Raw genomic sequence first — 16,426 nt, 5'->3', positions numbered from 1 at the left:
GTTTTAATTGTCTGATCCAACTTGCAAATAAGAACTGAGAGTAACAGCTAATTTATCAGCAATTCCGCTAATCCAATTTTCATCTTGCTTGGTGTAACTGCGAGGTGCATTTGCTCCTAAAATCAATACACCTTGATTACCAAGAGGTTGACAAATTACACCTTGAGTATTTTCTGGCAAATAATCAAATTCAATCCGTCCTGGATAGACTTTTAAAGCTACTAAATAAACTGCTTTTTGTGTTTCCAAAACCCTTTTTAAAATTGGCCCTGGTACAACCTCAGCTTTAGGAGCTAAAATACCGCGACGTAACAAAACCTTACCTTGATAAAAAACTACTAGCGATCGCGTGACTGTGTTAGTTAATAATAAATGCGATGCCCAAGCTAGTTCTGTTTTTACGGCTTCTGGTAAATCTGCCGCCAACACAAAACCTTCCTCCCCAATCAGTTGTACAGTATCAGGCGATCGCGGTTGTACTTGCTGCCAAATTAAACCAGTCAAAATTAACACCGCACTCAAAATTACACCCAATACATCCCCGCGTGCTTGGGATTCGGTAAGTTCTGGTGTTAATAAACGATTAATCAGCAAAAGTACAGCGCCTAAACAACCAACTACTATCGGTAGACGCCGTAAAACTAGATTGGGATCGGGTTTATTCATTTGTCATTTGTCAATAGTCATTTGTCTCCTCTGCTTCTCTGCTCCCCTGCTCCTCATTCCTCCCCAGGTTCAATGATTCGTTGGAATAAATAACCAGTACCTCGTGCTGTAAGAATTAATTCGGGATTGCTAGGATCGTCTTCCAATTTGGCTCGCAGACGGGAGATATGCACATCTACCACGCGGGTATCTACATGGCGTTCTGGTGTGTAACCCCATACCTCTTGCAAAATTTCCGAACGGGAAAAAGCTTCTCCAGAACGGCTGACTAATAACTCTAGCAAGCTAAACTCCATCCCCGTTAAGCGAATGCGCTCATCGCCTTTGTAAACTTGCCGCTTATTGGTATCAATCTTGATATTGGCAACGTGGATTACCCCAGAACTGGGAATACCAGAGGCACTGGTTTTATCAACCCGTCGTAGGACAGAGCGAATGCGGGCTTCTAGCTCTTTTGGGGAAAAAGGTTTAACTACATAGTCATCAGCACCTAATTCTAAACCAGTGATGCGATCGGCTACATCCCCCAAAGCTGTTAGCATAATAATGGGGACGTCTGACTCCTTACGTAATTCTTGGCACACACCATAGCCATCCAGTTTTGGCATCATTACATCCAAAACCACTAGGTCAGGGTCAGCTTTGCGAAAAGTTTCCAAAGCTTCTTCTCCATCGCCAGCCGTTACTACATCGTAGCCAATCATGGAAAGGCGCGTTTCCAAAATCCGGCGAATGCTGGCTTCGTCGTCTACCACCAAGATTTTTTCTTTATGACTTTCCAAGTTTCTCAATGCTCCTTAACTAAAATTTTTCATGATTAATTTTTAATACCATAATATTAAGATATCATTCCATGAATTGAATGAAAAAAAGCCGTAACTACTACTATTATTGAACTTTTCTTTTCTCCAAGAATTAAGGAAAAATTAAGATTATTTAATAAGATTTAAGAATGGCGAAGTCCAAAACCTTTTACGTTTGTAGCGATTGTGGAGCAGAATCTTCCCAGTGGTTTGGCAAGTGTCCAGCTTGTGGCACTTACAACTCTTTAGAGGAGCAGTTTTCCATCCAATCATCAGTGGATATACCCAGCCGGGGGGGAGTGAGTGGTTGGCAATCAGGTCAAAGCAACGGCAAGTCTCATGCTAAACCAGCTAAACCGAGATCTTCTCTCACATTTGACCAAATTAGCGATCGCCAAATCGCCCGATGGGAATCCGGTTATGGAGAATTAGATCGAGTGCTGGGTGGTGGGGTTGTTCCCGGTTCAATGGTCTTGATTGGCGGCGATCCAGGAATTGGCAAATCAACTTTACTGCTTCAAGTATCGAATCAATTAGCGCAGAGATACCGCATCCTTTATGTGACAGGGGAAGAATCAGGACAACAGGTAAAATTAAGAGCTTCGCGCTTAGGAGTATCAAAAAGTGTCAATGTAGTTGGCGATGAGAATCCAGTCATAGCAGCAGCGATACCTATTTCCATAGATCCTAAAAGTATAGATCCTGACAGTATAGGTGCAGATTTATATGTATTGCCAGAAACCGATTTAGAAGAAATTCTGCGGGAAATAGACTCCTTGAAACCCAATGTCGCAGTAATTGATAGTATCCAAACAGTGTTCTTTCCAGCACTAACATCTGCACCAGGTTCAGTAGCTCAAGTTAGGGAATGTACAGCCGCACTGATGAAAGTGGCAAAGCACGAAGACGTGACGATGTTAATTGTGGGACACGTGACTAAAGAAGGTGCGATCGCCGGACCGAAAGTTTTAGAACACTTAGTTGATACAGTATTGTATTTTGAAGGCGATCGCTTTGCTTCCCATCGGTTATTACGGACAGTAAAAAATCGTTTTGGGGCAACTCACGAAATCGGTATCTTTGAAATGGTATCTCACGGATTGCGTGAAGTTCCCAACCCTTCAGAGCTATTTTTAGGTAATCGTGACGATCCGGCTCCTGGTACAGCAATTGTGGTCGCGTGTGAAGGTACTCGCCCGATTGTTGTGGAATTGCAAGCTTTAGTAAGTCCCACCAGCTACCCCTCACCCCGGCGTGCAGCCACAGGCATAGACTATAACCGCCTCGTGCAAATTCTGGCAGTCTTAGAAAAACGGGTAGGAATTCCGATGTCGAAGCTAGATTCCTACGTAGCCTCGGCAGGGGGGTTGAATGTCGAAGAACCAGCCGTAGACTTGGGAATAGCGATCGCCATTGTTGCCAGTTTCCGCGATCGCATCGTCGATCCAGGTACAGTTTTGATAGGCGAAGTCGGGTTAGGGGGACAAGTGCGATCGGTTTCCCAGATGGAACTACGGTTAAAAGAAGCGGCTAAACTCGGATTTAAAAGAGCGATCGTCCCTAAAGGACAAAAATTCCCCGATCTTGATATCGAGATTTTACCAGTTTCCAAAGTAATAGATGCGATTATTGCCGCCATCCCCCATCAAGAACTGACAGAAGACGATTTATTACCCGATGAAGATGAGTAGTTTGACATGAGTTAAAACCCATGCTTCACAATTTTTAATCACAGTGCACACCGATAAAGACAGATAAATATCGGTGTGCATCTGTGTTTATCGGTGGTTTCATTTCTTCCTAAAAGATTTTGATTACGCCACACCACAGCAAAACCCACCATCATAGCTCTCACCCAAAATTACCAAATCACATAGCTTAGTCAACCCTCAGATAGACCTCCAGATAGAACTGCGATCGCCTGAAAATTGTCACAATTAATGACGAGAACCGTTATTTTTGGACAATCAATTCTATGGCATTTGGTATTGGCGATTTATTCTGGATTTTTCTTCTTCTCTCTTCTCTGCAACCAATCTGGCAAAAGCGTCAAATAGAATATCGACGTGTAGGTGCTTTACAAGAATTTGAGCGGGGACGTAACAGCCGGGTGATTTTATTAATTCACCGCCAAGAGTCTATTAGTTTACTAGGGATACCTTTATCGCGCTACATTACGATCGAAGACTCAGAACAAATACTACGGGCAATTCGCCTCACTCCACCGGAAATTCCAATTGACTTAATTTTGCATACTCCTGGTGGTTTGGTATTAGCTACCGAACAAATCGCTAGAGCATTAATTCGCCATCCAGCAAAAGTTACCGTTTTTGTACCTCACTACGCAATGAGTGGCGGTACGATGCTGGCGCTTGCTGCTGATGAAATTGTGATGGATGCTAACGCTGTTTTAGGGCCAGTTGATCCCCAATTAGGTAACTTCCCAGCAGCTAGTATCCTCAAAGTGGTTAAAGATAAACCCATCAGCGAAGTTGATGACCAAACCTTAATCATGGCAGACCTTGCAGGCAAAGCAATTCAACAAGTACAGCGCTTTGTGCGAACTTTGCTGAAAGACAGTATCCCCAAACAAAAAGTTAACCCAGAAAATATTGAACCAATTATTGAAGCCTTGACAACTGGACGCGTCACCCACGACTATCCCATCACTGTGGAGGAAGCAACAGAAATGGGGCTGCCCATAACAGTCGGACTGCCCCGTTCGATTTACGATCTCATGGATCTATATCCCCAACCACAAGGAGGAAGACCCACGGTTCAGTATATTCCGATGCCTTACGACGACCGTCGTCCTATTTTACCTACACCTAAAGGTAGACCTTTAGAAGAACCAAATCAGACACGTTGACACTTCGAGGTCATTACTTTAGTGGTAACGGCTAGGGTGTAGATGTTGGTGTCGGAGATGGTGTAGATGTTGGTGTAGCCGTCGGCGTAGGTGTTGGTGTAGCTGTCGGCGTAGCCGTTGGTCTAGTTGTTGGTCTGGTTGTTGGTCTGGTTGTTGGTCTGGTTGTTGGTCTAGTTGTTGGTCTGGTTGTTGGTGTAGCCGTCGGCGTAGGTGTTGGTGTAGCCGTCGGTGTAGATGTTGGCGTAGATGTTGGCGTAGCCGTCGGCGTAGGTGTTGGCTGGGTTGTCGGCTGGCCTATGGCTGACTTAGCCTCTTGATTCAGCCTTTGGCGGAATGCTAAATCAGCAATGCCGGTTTCTTGTAACTGAAATTTTTTCTGAGCCTCCTTTACCGCTGCCTGTGTCTGAGGACCATAAAATTGATCGCGGGGCAGGGGGGTTGTGGGCTTAAGCACCACATTCAAGTTTGCCTGCAAAATTTGAACTATCTGAGCAGCCCAATCTTGAGTTTTTGGCCCTGCTATCCCATCTACAGGTAACTTGTATCCCTTTTGAAATGCAGTGATTGCTTGTTTTGTTTCGTTATCCGTCAAGGGTGAATTGTTTACCGTCACTTTATAGCCTAAGCCATGTAACACAGCACGGAACTGCTGTGGCGTGTAGTTACGCTGGCGAGCAGCGAAAGAAGTATTGGAAGCTACGAGACTTGCTGTTATCAGGCAAGCAGTCGCAATGGTAACGCTGGATTTTCCAAAGCCACACCACATAAATTAAACTCCTTTGGGTTAAATCAGCAGAATATAAAAGCTTACAGGAGCATTTTAAGTTTCTTTAACATCTGTTTTCGCAATTATTAATGTTTTTTGATTAAAAATAGTTTAATTGGTTAATTTAATTAATAGTTAATTGTTATTTTTTCATCCATCTTAAGAATGATTTTTAATTAGTGGTGGTGGAATCTGGAAGGCTCTAAAACTATATAATTTAAAGACTTATATACAATAAATGTATAATTCAACACTAAAAAAATGGCTAATCTTAAATCTTTAAAGCGGCCACAACTTTACTTTGAAAGGTTGATGGCAATTACTGCCACAGTGAATTTGTGCTTAGTTTTGTTTGATTTAAGTTACGTACCTTGGCGGGATTTTTACTGGCGGCGATTTCCGCAAATTACTCAAATTTATGACCCAATTAAAGGGATTGAAGCCCATAGAGAAACCAATAATTATCTCAAAACAGTAGACGCACTAGAAGAACAGGTAAGCCAGACAGGGTTACAGTCGCCTCAAGTCCAAACAAAGCTAGAGGACATTAGCCAACTCAGCACTGAGATAATTGACAGCAATCCCTTTGCAGCCGTGGGTAAGAGTGGAACTTTAGAAAAAATCAAAAACAGGATGCGCGATCGCGTCCGTCAAGAATCTGCAAAGCAAGCTTTTAGAACTTTTTGGAGTCAAGCATATTTATCTCAAAAAGGCTGGAATCAAGAAATTAACTTTTTTAACCAAAAAATCCGACCCTTAATTTCCACAAATTATTACCGCCGTATTGGAGAAGATGGCGAACTTCTGGATAATTTTTGGCTAATTGACTTACCTTTTATCGGTTTATTCGCTCTAGAGTTGCTAGTACGCAGCTTTTATATCAGACGCAGCCATCCAGGTTTTAGCTGGCTAGATGCTGTGTTGTGGCGTTGGTACGATCTATTATTATTGTTGCCGTTTTGGCGATGGTTGCGAGTTATCCCCGTCGTCATCCGCCTCGATCAAGCGCGGTTATTCAATTTACGTCCGGTATGGCGGCAAATTAATCAGGGAATTGTCGCCAACTTTGCGGAAGAAATCACCGAAATCGTCGTAGTCAGGGTAATTAACCAGATTCAGGGATCAATTAAGCAAGGTGAGTTCACGCGCTGGCTCATGCAACAAGAGAATGTACGCCAATATATAGATATTAATAATGTCAATGAAATAGAAGCGATCGCAGGTCTTTTAGTGCAAACCATCGTCTACCAAGTACTGCCGCAAATCCAACCAGAACTCACTGCCATTTTGCGCCACAATATCGACACTGTTTTTCAGCAAGTGCCCATGTATCGTAACTTGCAAATGCTCCCAGGCGTAGGACAGACCCAAACCCAGATTAGCGAGCAACTGGCAACCCAAATTATCAATAACCTTTACAATGCTCTGGTCAGTGCAGTCCAAGATCCCGTAGCGGCAAAACTCACTAGCAAACTGGTGGAACGCTTCACCCAAGCCTTAGGTGCAGAAGTGCAGAAAAAACACGTACTTTCCGAAATTCAGAGTTTGCTTTTCGACTTTTTAGAGGAAGTCAAGCTTAACTACGTTCAGCGTTTATCTCAAGAAGATATAGATCAAATTGTGGAACAAACTAGGCAATTACGCACAAAAGTACCATTTCAGCCAGTAGTGAGCGGTGGTGCGCTCACAACGAGGGAAAAGTAAGAGAGCAGGGGGACAGGGAGAATAATTAATAATCAATGGTCCATAACCAATGACAAAGGACTATTGACTATTGACAAATGACTATATAATAATTTCTTTCTAGTCCCTCCAAAAGAAATGCGCTAAACTCAGATTAGAGTCGGACCTTATTAGGTTCGTCACAAGACTTCTTGGAAGATATCCCTATCGCAGGAAGTGGGTCGATGCCCACTTTTTTTATTGGATTTTTGCATGGCTCATCCCTTAGTCCCACAAATTATTGAATTGGCAACACCAGTGGCAGAAGAACTGGGGTTGGAAGTTGTTAGTGTGGTTTTTCATACTAACCAAAATCCGCCAGTTTTGCGGGTAGATATTCGCAATCCCCAGCAAGACACTGGATTAGATGATTGTGAACGCATGAGCCGTGCTTTAGAAGCCTCCTTAGATGCGGTGGAGATCATTCCAGATACCTATGTCTTGGAGGTGTCAAGTCCTGGTATTTCGCGGCAACTGGTGACAGACAGGGAGTTTATTTCCTTCAAAGGATTTCCTGTAATCATTTCCACTTCCCCACCCTACGACGGACAGCAAGAGTGGACTGGTCAGTTGATTCGCCGGGATGAGGAAACAGTTTACTTAAACCAAAAAGGTCGTGTAGTCGAAATTCCTCGCAGCCAAATTACTAGGGTGCAATTGGATGAGCACCGTTAATCGATTTTAGATTTTGCAAAAAGTTGAGCCAGTGCGTTGGACGGGTTTCCCGGCTTGAAGCAACTGGCGTTGTCAGGAAGGTTAGCCCGACCTAACAAACTTTTAAAGACAGATTTTGGGTCGGTAATTGGGGAAGAAGTTGGTAGTAGGGCTGAAGTACTATTACCAGCTAATTACTATCGCCAATCCTAAGTATTTAATCTAAATTCCAAAATATAAAATCCAAAGTTGTGCCGCGTGCTTACGTAAAATTTAAGGAGATTGCTTATGTCAATGGTTAGTTTACCTGGATTAAAAGAATTAATTGAAAGTATAAGTCGTGAGCGCAATTTACCTCGTCTTGCAGTTCAATCAGCGATTAGAGAAGCCTTGCTCAAAGGTTATGAACGCTATCGTCGCGCCCAAAATTTAGAGCGCAAACAGTTTGATGAAGATTACTTTGATAATTTTGAGGTAGAGCTCGATATCGAAGGAGAAGGTTTCCGCGTTCTTTCCACTAAAAGCATTGTTGAAGAAGTCAGCAACTCTGACCATCAAATATCTTTAGACGAAGTGCAACAAGTAGCTCCCGAAGCTCAGTTAGGAGACTCTGTGGTCCTAGATGTGACCCCAGACCAAGGTGAATTTGGTCGGATGGCGGCAATGCAAACCAAGCAGGTATTGGCACAAAAACTGCGGGATCAGCAACGTCAGATGGTGCAAGAAGAGTTCCAAGATCTGGAAAGCACTGTATTGCAGGCACGAGTTTTGCGGTTTGAGCGCCAATCGGTAATTTTGGCTGTGAGCAGTGGTTTTGGTCAGCCAGAAGTAGAAGCCGAATTACCAAAACGCGAACAACTGCCCAATGATAATTATCGAGCAAATGCCACTTTTAAGGTATATCTCAAAAAAGTTTCTCAAGGACAGCAAAGGGGACCACAGTTATTAGTGTCTCGCGCTGATGCTGGCTTGGTAGTTTATTTATTTGCCAACGAAGTACCAGAAATTGAGGATGAAGTGGTGCGGATTGTAGCCGTGGCAAGGGAAGCCAATCCTCCTTCCCGTTACGTAGGCCCTAGGACTAAAATTGCTGTTGATACTCTTGATCGCGATGTAGACCCAGTAGGTGCCTGTATCGGCGCGCGGGGATCGCGGATTCAGGTGGTAGTAAACGAATTGCGCGGTGAAAAAATCGATGTCATCCGCTGGTCTCCAGACCCAGCAACCTACATTGCTAATGCCCTGAGTCCAGCCCGAGTGGACGAAGTCCGCCTCATGGACCCAGAAACTCGACAAACACACGTACTGGTGGCTGAAGATCAACTAAGTTTGGCAATTGGTAAAGAAGGACAAAATGTTCGTTTGGCAGCCCGTCTAACTGGTTGGAAGATTGACATCAAAGATAAAGCTAAATACGACTATGCAGCAGAAGATGCTAGATTTGTAGCTTCTCGTGCAAAATATCAAGCAGAGCAAGATGAAGATGAAGATGAGTTAGATCTATTGGAGCTAGAAGATGATGAAAATCAGGAAGAATTAGAATTAGAGGATGACTCTTTTGACAATAATGATGACGAGTAGTTTATTGACCTCATGCAGTTTTGGTACTATTTTTTACAGGAAACTTATTAATAATTACCTTTGATTTAGCGATTTGGTACAAGTAAAGATAGATGGTTATCCACTATTTTATTAGCCAAACTGCTGAGGTGAGGTAGCAAAAAAGCAATGAAACCGAATTATCGGCGATGTATTAGTTGCCGCCAAGTAGCACTAAGAGAAGAGTTTTGGCGGATTGTCCGCGTCTTTCCGTCGGGAACGGTACAATTAGATGAGGGCATGGGGCGTTCTGCCTATATTTGCCCACAAACGAACTGCCTACAAGCGGCTCAAAAAAAAAATCGACTAGGGCGATCGCTACATGCAACAGTGCCAGAAACACTGTATCAGACATTGTGGCAGCGTCTAGCCAAAAGCAATACCCAAAATCAAATTTTAGTTTAAAAAATTTGTGGCGGTAATCCCTATGAGGAATTGTGCCAAGAGCCGAACAGGTGCTAGCAACATATCCTTTCTTGATTGCTGGGGTTAGTGCCAAAATAGTAAAGGGGTGTAGTTGACAAACGGCTCTCATAAAATCAAAAGAGGCGGAGCAATACCCCCACAAGTTTTACTAGATTGTGTTGTGGAAGACTCAGAATCAGCAAAACAAAAAACTACAGAATGGCAACCTGGTAGCGCTCAGGCGCGGTTTGACGTCCATCATCATTACTGGTGGGGATGCCAGCATTAACCCGAGACATCTCTCTTTCCTGATTGGAGGCACCGACAAAATCTAAACGGCAACCAAAAAACAGTAGTCAAAGGATGGAGATGTCACAAACCAGGCAACCATCCGCTAAAACTGTAAATTAAAGGGGAAGAGTGGATGAACAACGGCAAAGTTAGAATCTATGAATTATCAAAGGAATTGAATTTGGATAATAAAGAGCTACTAGCAATATGCGACCAGCTCAACATCGCGGTCAAAAGCCATAGCAGTACAATTTCAGATTCGGAGGCAGAACACATCCGTTCGGCTGCGGAAAAACTCGCAGCTACGAATGGAACACATAGAAAAGAAACAGGTATAACCACTCATCAAACAAACGCGCCACAAGCTGGCTCAAGAAACCGACCTGTCCTACCTCACAAACAACAAATTTTGGAAATTCGTAAACCCAAAATATTGAGAAATACTACTCCAAACGCCTCAGAGGCGTCAGTTGCTAGCAATACCCAAACTGCTTCGTCTGAAGTTAATCCTCTTTCACCTCCACGGCCTTTCGCTACACCAGTCTCACCCATGCAGCCGACGGCACCAACTCGACCCGTACCCCGGAATCTGTCTGAGACCACACAGCAACCAGCTGTGACAGACGCGGATCAAACGCTTAATACACAGCCAAAAGAAAAAATAGTTGCGGAAAAACAGGAAAAAGTAGTTCCATCCAGAGCTAAACCAGAAAAAGCGCCAAAACCCCAACTAGTTGCCCCACCTGCAAGACCAGCAGCAGAAGCCCCGCCAGCGTCAGAGCAGCTTAGTCAGGCGGATAAGCCGATCCTTAAGCGCGAACGCCCACGTCCGGTAGAAGACGAACGAGAGCAAGTTAAGCCTAGGGCTGCCAAGCCGACCACAGACCAAACTTCACAGTCTGTACCACAAAAACAGGCTCGTCCTACTCCAGGACCAGTCAAACCGGAACACAGAACAAATCGACCTCCTTCTGCACCAGCAACATTTGGGGACACGCAACGGCCAAGCAGACCAGTACGTCCGAGTGAAGCCGTAGCAGCAATGCCTATTGCTACACCACCAAGGCCGATGCAAGGCGGACAGGCGAAAGCGGCAACAGTCGATGAGGCTATTCCTAGCGACATTCTCGACTTAAAACGCCCCACACCACCACGTCCGACTAAAGGTGGTAAGAAGTGGCAAGAAGAAGAAATTATTGATGAAATCAAAGAAAAGTCTGGCAAAGCTGGCGTCAAAGGCAAGCGGGTTAAGCCAGTCTTAGATGATGATTTTGAGGAAGAAGATTTACTAGATGAAGAAGGTCTAGAAATTCCAGCTACAGTCCAGGTCAGCCTTTCCATTGCCCGTCCTCCTAAACCAAAGGCGGCTCGACCTGCACAGCAACCAGCACTAGCTATTGCCACGCCAACTGCTAGAGGTAATAAAAAATCTAGTTCCAGCCGCGACCAGAACCGTCGCCAAGAAGTAGAGGTTAAGCGTGAGCGTCCAGAAAAAGTAGTGGTCACAGGCCCGCTGACAGTACAAGAGCTGGCTGATGTCTTGGCTGTTGCTGATACAGAGATTGTGAAAATCCTGTTCATGAAAGGCATGGCGGTGAGTATCACCCAAAATCTGGATATTCCAACAATTACTTTGGTAGCAAAAGAGCTAGAAGTAGAAGTGGAAACTGCCGAACCAGAAGCAGAAGCCCGTAAAGTCACAGAAATGCTGGATGTGGCAGACATGGAAAATCTCCATCGCCGTCCGCCAGTGGTGACAATTATGGGACACGTAGACCACGGCAAAACTACGCTACTGGATTCGATTCGCAAAACCAAAGTGGCTGCTGGCGAAGCTGGTGGTATTACTCAGCACATTGGTGCATACCATGTTGATATAGAACATGAGGGTCAACCACATCAAATAGTATTCCTTGATACCCCCGGTCACGAAGCTTTTACAGCGATGCGGGCACGGGGAGCGCGGGTGACAGACATTGCTGTTTTGGTAGTAGCTGCTGATGATGGCGTTCGTCCTCAAACGATCGAAGCCATTAGCCATGCTCAGGCCGCTGAAGTGCCAATTGTCGTCGCCATCAACAAAATTGACAAAGAAGGGGCACAACCAGAGCGCGTCAAACAAGAACTTACCAATTATGGTTTGACCGCAGAAGACTGGGGTGGTGAGACGATTATGGTTCCGGTGAGTGCGATTAAGGGTGAAAACCTGGATACACTCCTAGAAATGATTCTCTTGGTCGCAGAAGTGGGCGAACTATCTGCCAACCCAGACCGTGTTGCCAAAGGAACTGTCATTGAAGCACATTTGGATAAAGCTAAGGGAGCAGTTGCTACCTTGTTAATTCAAAATGGCACCTTGCATGTCGGAGATATGTTGGTAGCTGGCTCGGCATTCGGTAAAGTCCGGGCTATGGTCGATGACAGAGGCAGAAGAGTAGAAGTTGCTAGTCCCTCCTTTGCTGTCGAAGTGTTGGGGTTAAGCGATGTACCAGCAGCAGGCGATGACTTCGAGGTCTTCGCGAACGAAAAAGAAGCACGTGCATTGGCCAGCGATCGCGCGGACAAACAACGTCAATCCCGCCTCTTACAAGGACGTGTTACTCTCACAACCCTATCGGCTCAGGCACAAGAAGGCGAGTTGAAAGAACTCAACTTGATTCTGAAAGCAGATGTGCAAGGTTCAGTGGAAGCAATTGTGGGATCTCTCAGACAAATCCCGCAAAACGAAGTCCAAATCCGGATGCTGTTAGCTACCGCTGGGGAAATCACCGAGACAGATATCGACTTAGCCGCTGCTAGTAACGCAGTGATCATTGGTTTCAATACCACTTATGCTAGTGGAGCCAGACAAGCCGCCGATGAGGCTGGTGTAGATGTGCGCGAATACAACATCATCTACAAACTCCTAGAAGATATTCAAGGAGCCTTGGAAGGACTACTAGAACCAGAATTGGTAGAAGAACCCTTGGGACAAACCGAAGTTCGTGCCGTCTTCCCAGTCGGTCGTGGTGCGGTTGCCGGTTGCTATGTTCTATCTGGCAAGCTAGTCCGCAACTGCAAAGTGCGGGTACGTCGTGGCGGTAAGGTGATCTACGAAGGTGTTCTTGACTCCCTAAAACGGATGAAAGAGGATGCCCGTGAAGTCAACGCTGGTTATGAATGCGGCATTGGCGTTGATAAATTCCATGATTGGGCTGAAGGTGACATCATCGAAGCCTATCAAATGGTAACTAAGCGTCGCACCCTGACAATGACGAAGTAGTGCTGAGTCTACTAGTGCTGAGTTCAGAGTAAAAGATCTGAGTCTTGAGTTGAAGAAGTTTTTATTTTTCATCCTCAAAACTCGCAACTTGAAACTTACAACTCAGCACTCATAGCTCAGAATAGATAAATGTAGCTATGTCATCATTTCGCTCTGAACCTATATTGTGGATTCACGTCGCTGGTTTGGCGACGCTGCCGATTTTTTTGTTTTTGTGTTTATTGTTTCTGTCCATAGGTGAGCCACTCTTACCGGTATGGATGGAGATATTTTTGGTTGCAGCCATAGGAGTATTCCCTCTCCTGTGGATGCAATTCCGTCGCCCTTTTTACATATTTGCTATTTTGGGAGTCGCGCTCAAGCCAGAAAATTTGACTGAGCAGCAACGAAAAATTCTTTGTTTAATTAATACAAATTTAAATCGCGCGTTGGCTCTTTTAGCAGCAATATTGTTAGTAGGGGTGTTGTGGCAGATATACCAAGTTGCTCCACGAGTAGCAAATATTGTCGGTTTTCTACCCCAATGGCGTAGCTTAAGCTTGCTGCTCGCGGCTTTAGCTTTTCTAGCAAGCAATCTATTTTTGCAAATTCCCGTGAGCGTAGCCAGAGTTTTGGTGACCAATGACACAGAATTTGCTGCCATAAAACCATTACCTTTAGAGAAGATTCAGCAGGATTTTACTATCGTAGGGGTACGGGTAAACAACATATTACCCCAGTTATTTCAATCCCTCATCGGGAGGAACACAAGTTCACAACCGCCCCTAGAGCAAAACTCCGATGAACTTTAAGTAGATATACTATCTTATGTGGGCAAGATTGTATTTGCTTAAACTAAGAACTGCTACAAGTTGTGAATTTAAAACTGAGGAATGAAACACTATGACTCAAATTCCAGCTTCCAGCGATCGCCAATTCACTCATGATAGTGAAATTTGGCACAGCCTCAAATACGCGATCGCCGCTAGTTCCGGTTTCCAACGCTGGCAACTAGAACATGAGATACAATCACAGGGACTGCGTTTAGAACAGCAAGTACAACGGTATTTGCGAGAAACTTTAGAAACACTAGCTTACTAAAAATTAAGTACCTATTTTCAGTTTGCTAGCAAATGATGAAGTTGACAGTAGCCACTTTGCTTCAACTTCCACTTTAAATATTATAAATATTTAAAATTAGTTACATTGGCTTAATCTGTTTTCAATAGGAACTTCCAATTAAAAAAATATTCAATATATAGGGTGCGTTAACGAAGTGTGGCGCACCCTAGTTGGTTTGCACAGCTAATTTAATGCGTTAATTTTGAGGCTGTAAGGCTTAATAAAATAAAAACTGTTTTTTATTTAGGTATTTCAAAATTTAGCTGATCAAACGCTGATGATCCGGTATAGTTTGGCATGGGTTTGATAGCTAGATAGCTGCTACCTAAAACCTTGTTTAAGGTAACGTAATTCAGCAATTCACAGACGGAAGAAATGATATATCGGGGTTTTCACATTTCTCTAGCGAAACATCTTCGCTTTGTTTTTGGCAGTAGTCTGAGATCTCATCTACCATTACGAGCTGGACTCACTACTGTGTTGGTTTTTTCCAGCGGTTTAATACTATTACCTGGTGTAGTAAATGCTGATCCCATGCACCCAGAGGGTATCGCGCCAACTCTGACAGCCCAAGTTCCTGCAACTGCAACTGTGATTTACGTTAACCCAGCTACTGGCGCAGATACTGCTAGTGCTGGTGCAACGGAAGCTGCGCCTAACAAAACTATTACTTTTGCCTTGAGTAAAGCCCAAGCAGGAACAGTTATTCAGCTGGCTCCGGGAACTTATAACCAGCAAAGTGGAGAAACCTTTCCACTCTTGCTGAAACCAGGAGTCACACTGCGAGGTGATGAAGCAAGCAAAGGCCAAGCAGTAGTAATTACAGGTGGAGGCTTTTATACTAGTCGCACCTTTGCTAGACAAGATATTACAATTCTTGCTGATAACGGGACGACAATCGCAGGTATTAGTGTCACTAACCCGAATCAAAGAGGTACAGGTGTATGGGTAGAATCTACTAATCCACTGATTACAAATAACACTTTTGCTAACAGTGTCAGAGAGGGGGTTTTTGTCACAGGTACAGGAAATCCCAAAATCGAAAACAATATCTTTGTGCAAAACAAAGGCAATGGGGTTTCAGTGGCTAAATCTGCCCAAGGAGAAATTCGGAATAACTTGTTTCAGGATACTGGTTTTGGTATTGCAATCGGTGGTTCTTCTACACCTTTAGTCGCGGAAAACCAAATCATCCAAAACCAAGACGGTCTTTTTATCTCGGAAACTGCTAAGCCAATCCTACGTCAGAATGTAATTCAGAATAATAAACGAGATGGCGTTGTAGTAACTATTGATGCCCTACCAGACTTGGGTACTACTGAAAATCCTGGTGGTAATCTCATCCGCAATAACACTCGTTATGATCTGAACAATGCTACTAAAACTAATAAGATTGTCGCTATTGGCAATGATATCGATCAAAAGCGCATCTTTGGTTCAGTAGATTTTGTTGCGGCAAACGTTGGCGGTGCTACTGCCTTTAACGATGTCCCAACAGGTTACTGGGCAAAGGGCTATATCGAAGCCTTAGCCTCTCAACAAATTATTGCTGGCTTTCCGGATGGCAGCTTTAAACCGAACGATCCTGTGACACGCGCTCAATTCGCCACTATTATTACCAAGGCTTTGACACCGCCAGCTAAACGCGCAGCGATTGAATTTAAGGATGTCAAAAGTAATTTTTGGGCTTACGCAGCAATTAAATCTGCTTACCAGAGTCAATTTGTTTCTGGCTATCCTGATGGGACTTTTAAACCACAGCAGCAAATTCCGAGAGTGCAAGCTCTAGTTTCTTTAGCTAGTGGTTTAGGTTTAACTGCGGATAATCAAAATATCCTGAGTTTTTACACTGATGCTGCTCAAATTCCTAAATATGCACTTAATCAAGTTGCTGCTGCTACTGCACGGCAATTAGTGATCAACTATCCCACGGTTAAGCAACTCAATCCTAATCGTGATGCCACTAGGGCAGAAGTTGCTGCTTTTGTTTACCAAGCACTGGTAAATGCGGGACGTGCCCCAGCAATTCCATCAACCTATGTAGTCACAGTTCCGTAACCGCAGTACAGTGTGGCGGAAATAAACGGACTAAACGCCCCTAATCTCAATTACTTTCCGCCCACTGAAGTTTCATATTGAGGAATTGCGATCGCAATGGGTTATGGGTTTGACAGTATAAAAACAAACCTAATATTAAGAACTGAACACAGGAGAAACTTGATTAAGACAATAGACCTGCCTTAAAAATAGAGGCTGAAACAACGCAAGATCGTTATTTTCATTGTTTC

14 protein-coding genes are annotated in these 16,426 nt (G+C 44.1%); 11 read left to right on the top strand and 3 right to left on the bottom strand.

Annotation, left to right across the window (positions count from 1 at the left end; translation table 11 throughout):
• Positions 1-3 precede the first annotated feature (3 nt).
• Together BV372_RS21020 and rpaB are read right to left on the bottom strand one after the other, a co-directional pair.
• Positions 4-666, bottom strand: a complete 663-nt coding sequence (locus tag BV372_RS21020; protein ID WP_086688437.1) for a cofactor assembly of complex C subunit B — start codon at positions 664-666, stop codon at positions 4-6.
• A gap of 53 nt (positions 667-719) precedes the next feature.
• Entirely contained in the window at positions 720-1,448 is a 729-nt protein-coding gene (rpaB, locus tag BV372_RS21015; RefSeq protein WP_045868271.1) for a response regulator transcription factor RpaB, read from the bottom strand.
• A 170-nt stretch (positions 1,449-1,618) separates the two neighbouring features.
• Between rpaB and radA the strand changes: the two genes are divergently transcribed.
• Positions 1,619-3,160 carry a DNA repair protein RadA gene (radA, locus tag BV372_RS21010; protein WP_086688436.1) on the top strand — a complete coding sequence of 514 codons (1,542 nt, stop codon included), beginning with the start codon at positions 1,619-1,621 and terminating at the stop codon, positions 3,158-3,160.
• A gap of 284 nt (positions 3,161-3,444) precedes the next feature.
• Positions 3,445-4,338, top strand: a complete 894-nt coding sequence (locus BV372_RS21005; protein ID WP_086688435.1) for a hypothetical protein — start codon at positions 3,445-3,447, stop codon at positions 4,336-4,338.
• Between the two features lie 31 nt (positions 4,339-4,369).
• Here the strand turns inward: BV372_RS21005 and BV372_RS21000 are convergent, their stop codons facing one another.
• Entirely contained in the window at positions 4,370-5,104 is a 735-nt protein-coding gene (locus BV372_RS21000) for a peptidoglycan-binding protein (protein ID WP_086688434.1), read from the bottom strand.
• Positions 5,105-5,365: 261 nt separating this feature from the next.
• On the opposite strand from BV372_RS21000, the gene BV372_RS20995 reads away from it, so the two are divergent.
• The 9 genes from BV372_RS20995 (at position 5,366) to BV372_RS20955 (ending at position 16,196) form a co-directional block, all read left to right on the top strand.
• Positions 5,366-6,808 carry a hypothetical protein gene (locus BV372_RS20995; protein WP_086688433.1) on the top strand — a complete coding sequence of 481 codons (1,443 nt, stop codon included), beginning with the start codon at positions 5,366-5,368 and terminating at the stop codon, positions 6,806-6,808.
• Between the two features lie 231 nt (positions 6,809-7,039).
• Entirely contained in the window at positions 7,040-7,501 is a 462-nt protein-coding gene (gene rimP, locus BV372_RS20990; RefSeq protein ID WP_086688432.1) for a ribosome maturation factor RimP, read from the top strand.
• Between the two features lie 267 nt (positions 7,502-7,768).
• Positions 7,769-9,061 (top strand): transcription termination factor NusA, encoded by a 1,293-nt coding sequence (gene nusA, locus BV372_RS20985; RefSeq protein ID WP_086688431.1) that lies wholly within the window; start codon positions 7,769-7,771, stop codon positions 9,059-9,061.
• Between the two features lie 147 nt (positions 9,062-9,208).
• On the top strand, positions 9,209-9,484 hold the full coding sequence (locus BV372_RS20980; protein ID WP_086688430.1) for a YlxR family protein: 276 nt from the start codon (positions 9,209-9,211) through the stop codon (positions 9,482-9,484).
• A gap of 112 nt (positions 9,485-9,596) precedes the next feature.
• The gene (locus BV372_RS36535) at positions 9,597-9,773 is read left to right on the top strand and encodes a hypothetical protein (RefSeq protein ID WP_179198177.1); all 177 of its coding nucleotides are present in this window, start codon (positions 9,597-9,599) and stop codon (positions 9,771-9,773) included.
• A gap of 135 nt (positions 9,774-9,908) precedes the next feature.
• Entirely contained in the window at positions 9,909-13,037 is a 3,129-nt protein-coding gene (infB, locus tag BV372_RS20970) for a translation initiation factor IF-2 (protein ID WP_086688429.1), read from the top strand.
• 137 nt (positions 13,038-13,174) lie between these two features.
• Positions 13,175-13,828 (top strand): low-complexity tail membrane protein, encoded by a 654-nt coding sequence (locus tag BV372_RS20965; protein ID WP_086688428.1) that lies wholly within the window; start codon positions 13,175-13,177, stop codon positions 13,826-13,828.
• A 91-nt stretch (positions 13,829-13,919) separates the two neighbouring features.
• Entirely contained in the window at positions 13,920-14,117 is a 198-nt protein-coding gene (locus BV372_RS20960) for a hypothetical protein (RefSeq protein ID WP_086688427.1), read from the top strand.
• 396 nt (positions 14,118-14,513) lie between these two features.
• The gene (locus BV372_RS20955; RefSeq protein ID WP_086688426.1) at positions 14,514-16,196 is read left to right on the top strand and encodes a DUF1565 domain-containing protein; all 1,683 of its coding nucleotides are present in this window, start codon (positions 14,514-14,516) and stop codon (positions 16,194-16,196) included.
• Positions 16,197-16,426 lie beyond the last annotated feature (230 nt).

The organism is Nostoc sp. T09, from assembly GCF_002154695.1.
In the GTDB taxonomy this organism is placed as follows: domain Bacteria; phylum Cyanobacteriota; class Cyanobacteriia; order Cyanobacteriales; family Nostocaceae; genus Aulosira.
Note: the sequence above shows the minus strand (reverse complement) of the source record. Positions and strands in the feature narration are given on the sequence as shown.

Excerpts from the sequence above, each read along its gene's own strand:
- BV372_RS20965 (WP_086688428.1), top strand. The coding sequence starts at position 13,175 with ATGTCATCATTTCGCTCTGAACCTATATTGTGGATTCACGTCGCTGGT.
- infB (WP_086688429.1), top strand. The coding sequence starts at position 9,909 with ATGAACAACGGCAAAGTTAGAATCTATGAATTATCAAAGGAATTGAAT.
- BV372_RS20980 (WP_086688430.1), top strand. The coding sequence starts at position 9,209 with ATGAAACCGAATTATCGGCGATGTATTAGTTGCCGCCAAGTAGCACTA.
- nusA (WP_086688431.1), top strand. The coding sequence starts at position 7,769 with ATGTCAATGGTTAGTTTACCTGGATTAAAAGAATTAATTGAAAGTATA.
- radA (WP_086688436.1), top strand. The coding sequence starts at position 1,619 with ATGGCGAAGTCCAAAACCTTTTACGTTTGTAGCGATTGTGGAGCAGAA.
- BV372_RS21000 (WP_086688434.1), bottom strand. The coding sequence starts at position 5,104 with ATGTGGTGTGGCTTTGGAAAATCCAGCGTTACCATTGCGACTGCTTGC.
- BV372_RS21020 (WP_086688437.1), bottom strand. The coding sequence starts at position 666 with ATGAATAAACCCGATCCCAATCTAGTTTTACGGCGTCTACCGATAGTA.
- rimP (WP_086688432.1), top strand. The coding sequence starts at position 7,040 with ATGGCTCATCCCTTAGTCCCACAAATTATTGAATTGGCAACACCAGTG.
- BV372_RS21005 (WP_086688435.1), top strand. The coding sequence starts at position 3,445 with ATGGCATTTGGTATTGGCGATTTATTCTGGATTTTTCTTCTTCTCTCT.
- BV372_RS20960 (WP_086688427.1), top strand. The coding sequence starts at position 13,920 with ATGACTCAAATTCCAGCTTCCAGCGATCGCCAATTCACTCATGATAGT.
- BV372_RS20955 (WP_086688426.1), top strand. The coding sequence starts at position 14,514 with ATGATATATCGGGGTTTTCACATTTCTCTAGCGAAACATCTTCGCTTT.
- BV372_RS20995 (WP_086688433.1), top strand. The coding sequence starts at position 5,366 with ATGGCTAATCTTAAATCTTTAAAGCGGCCACAACTTTACTTTGAAAGG.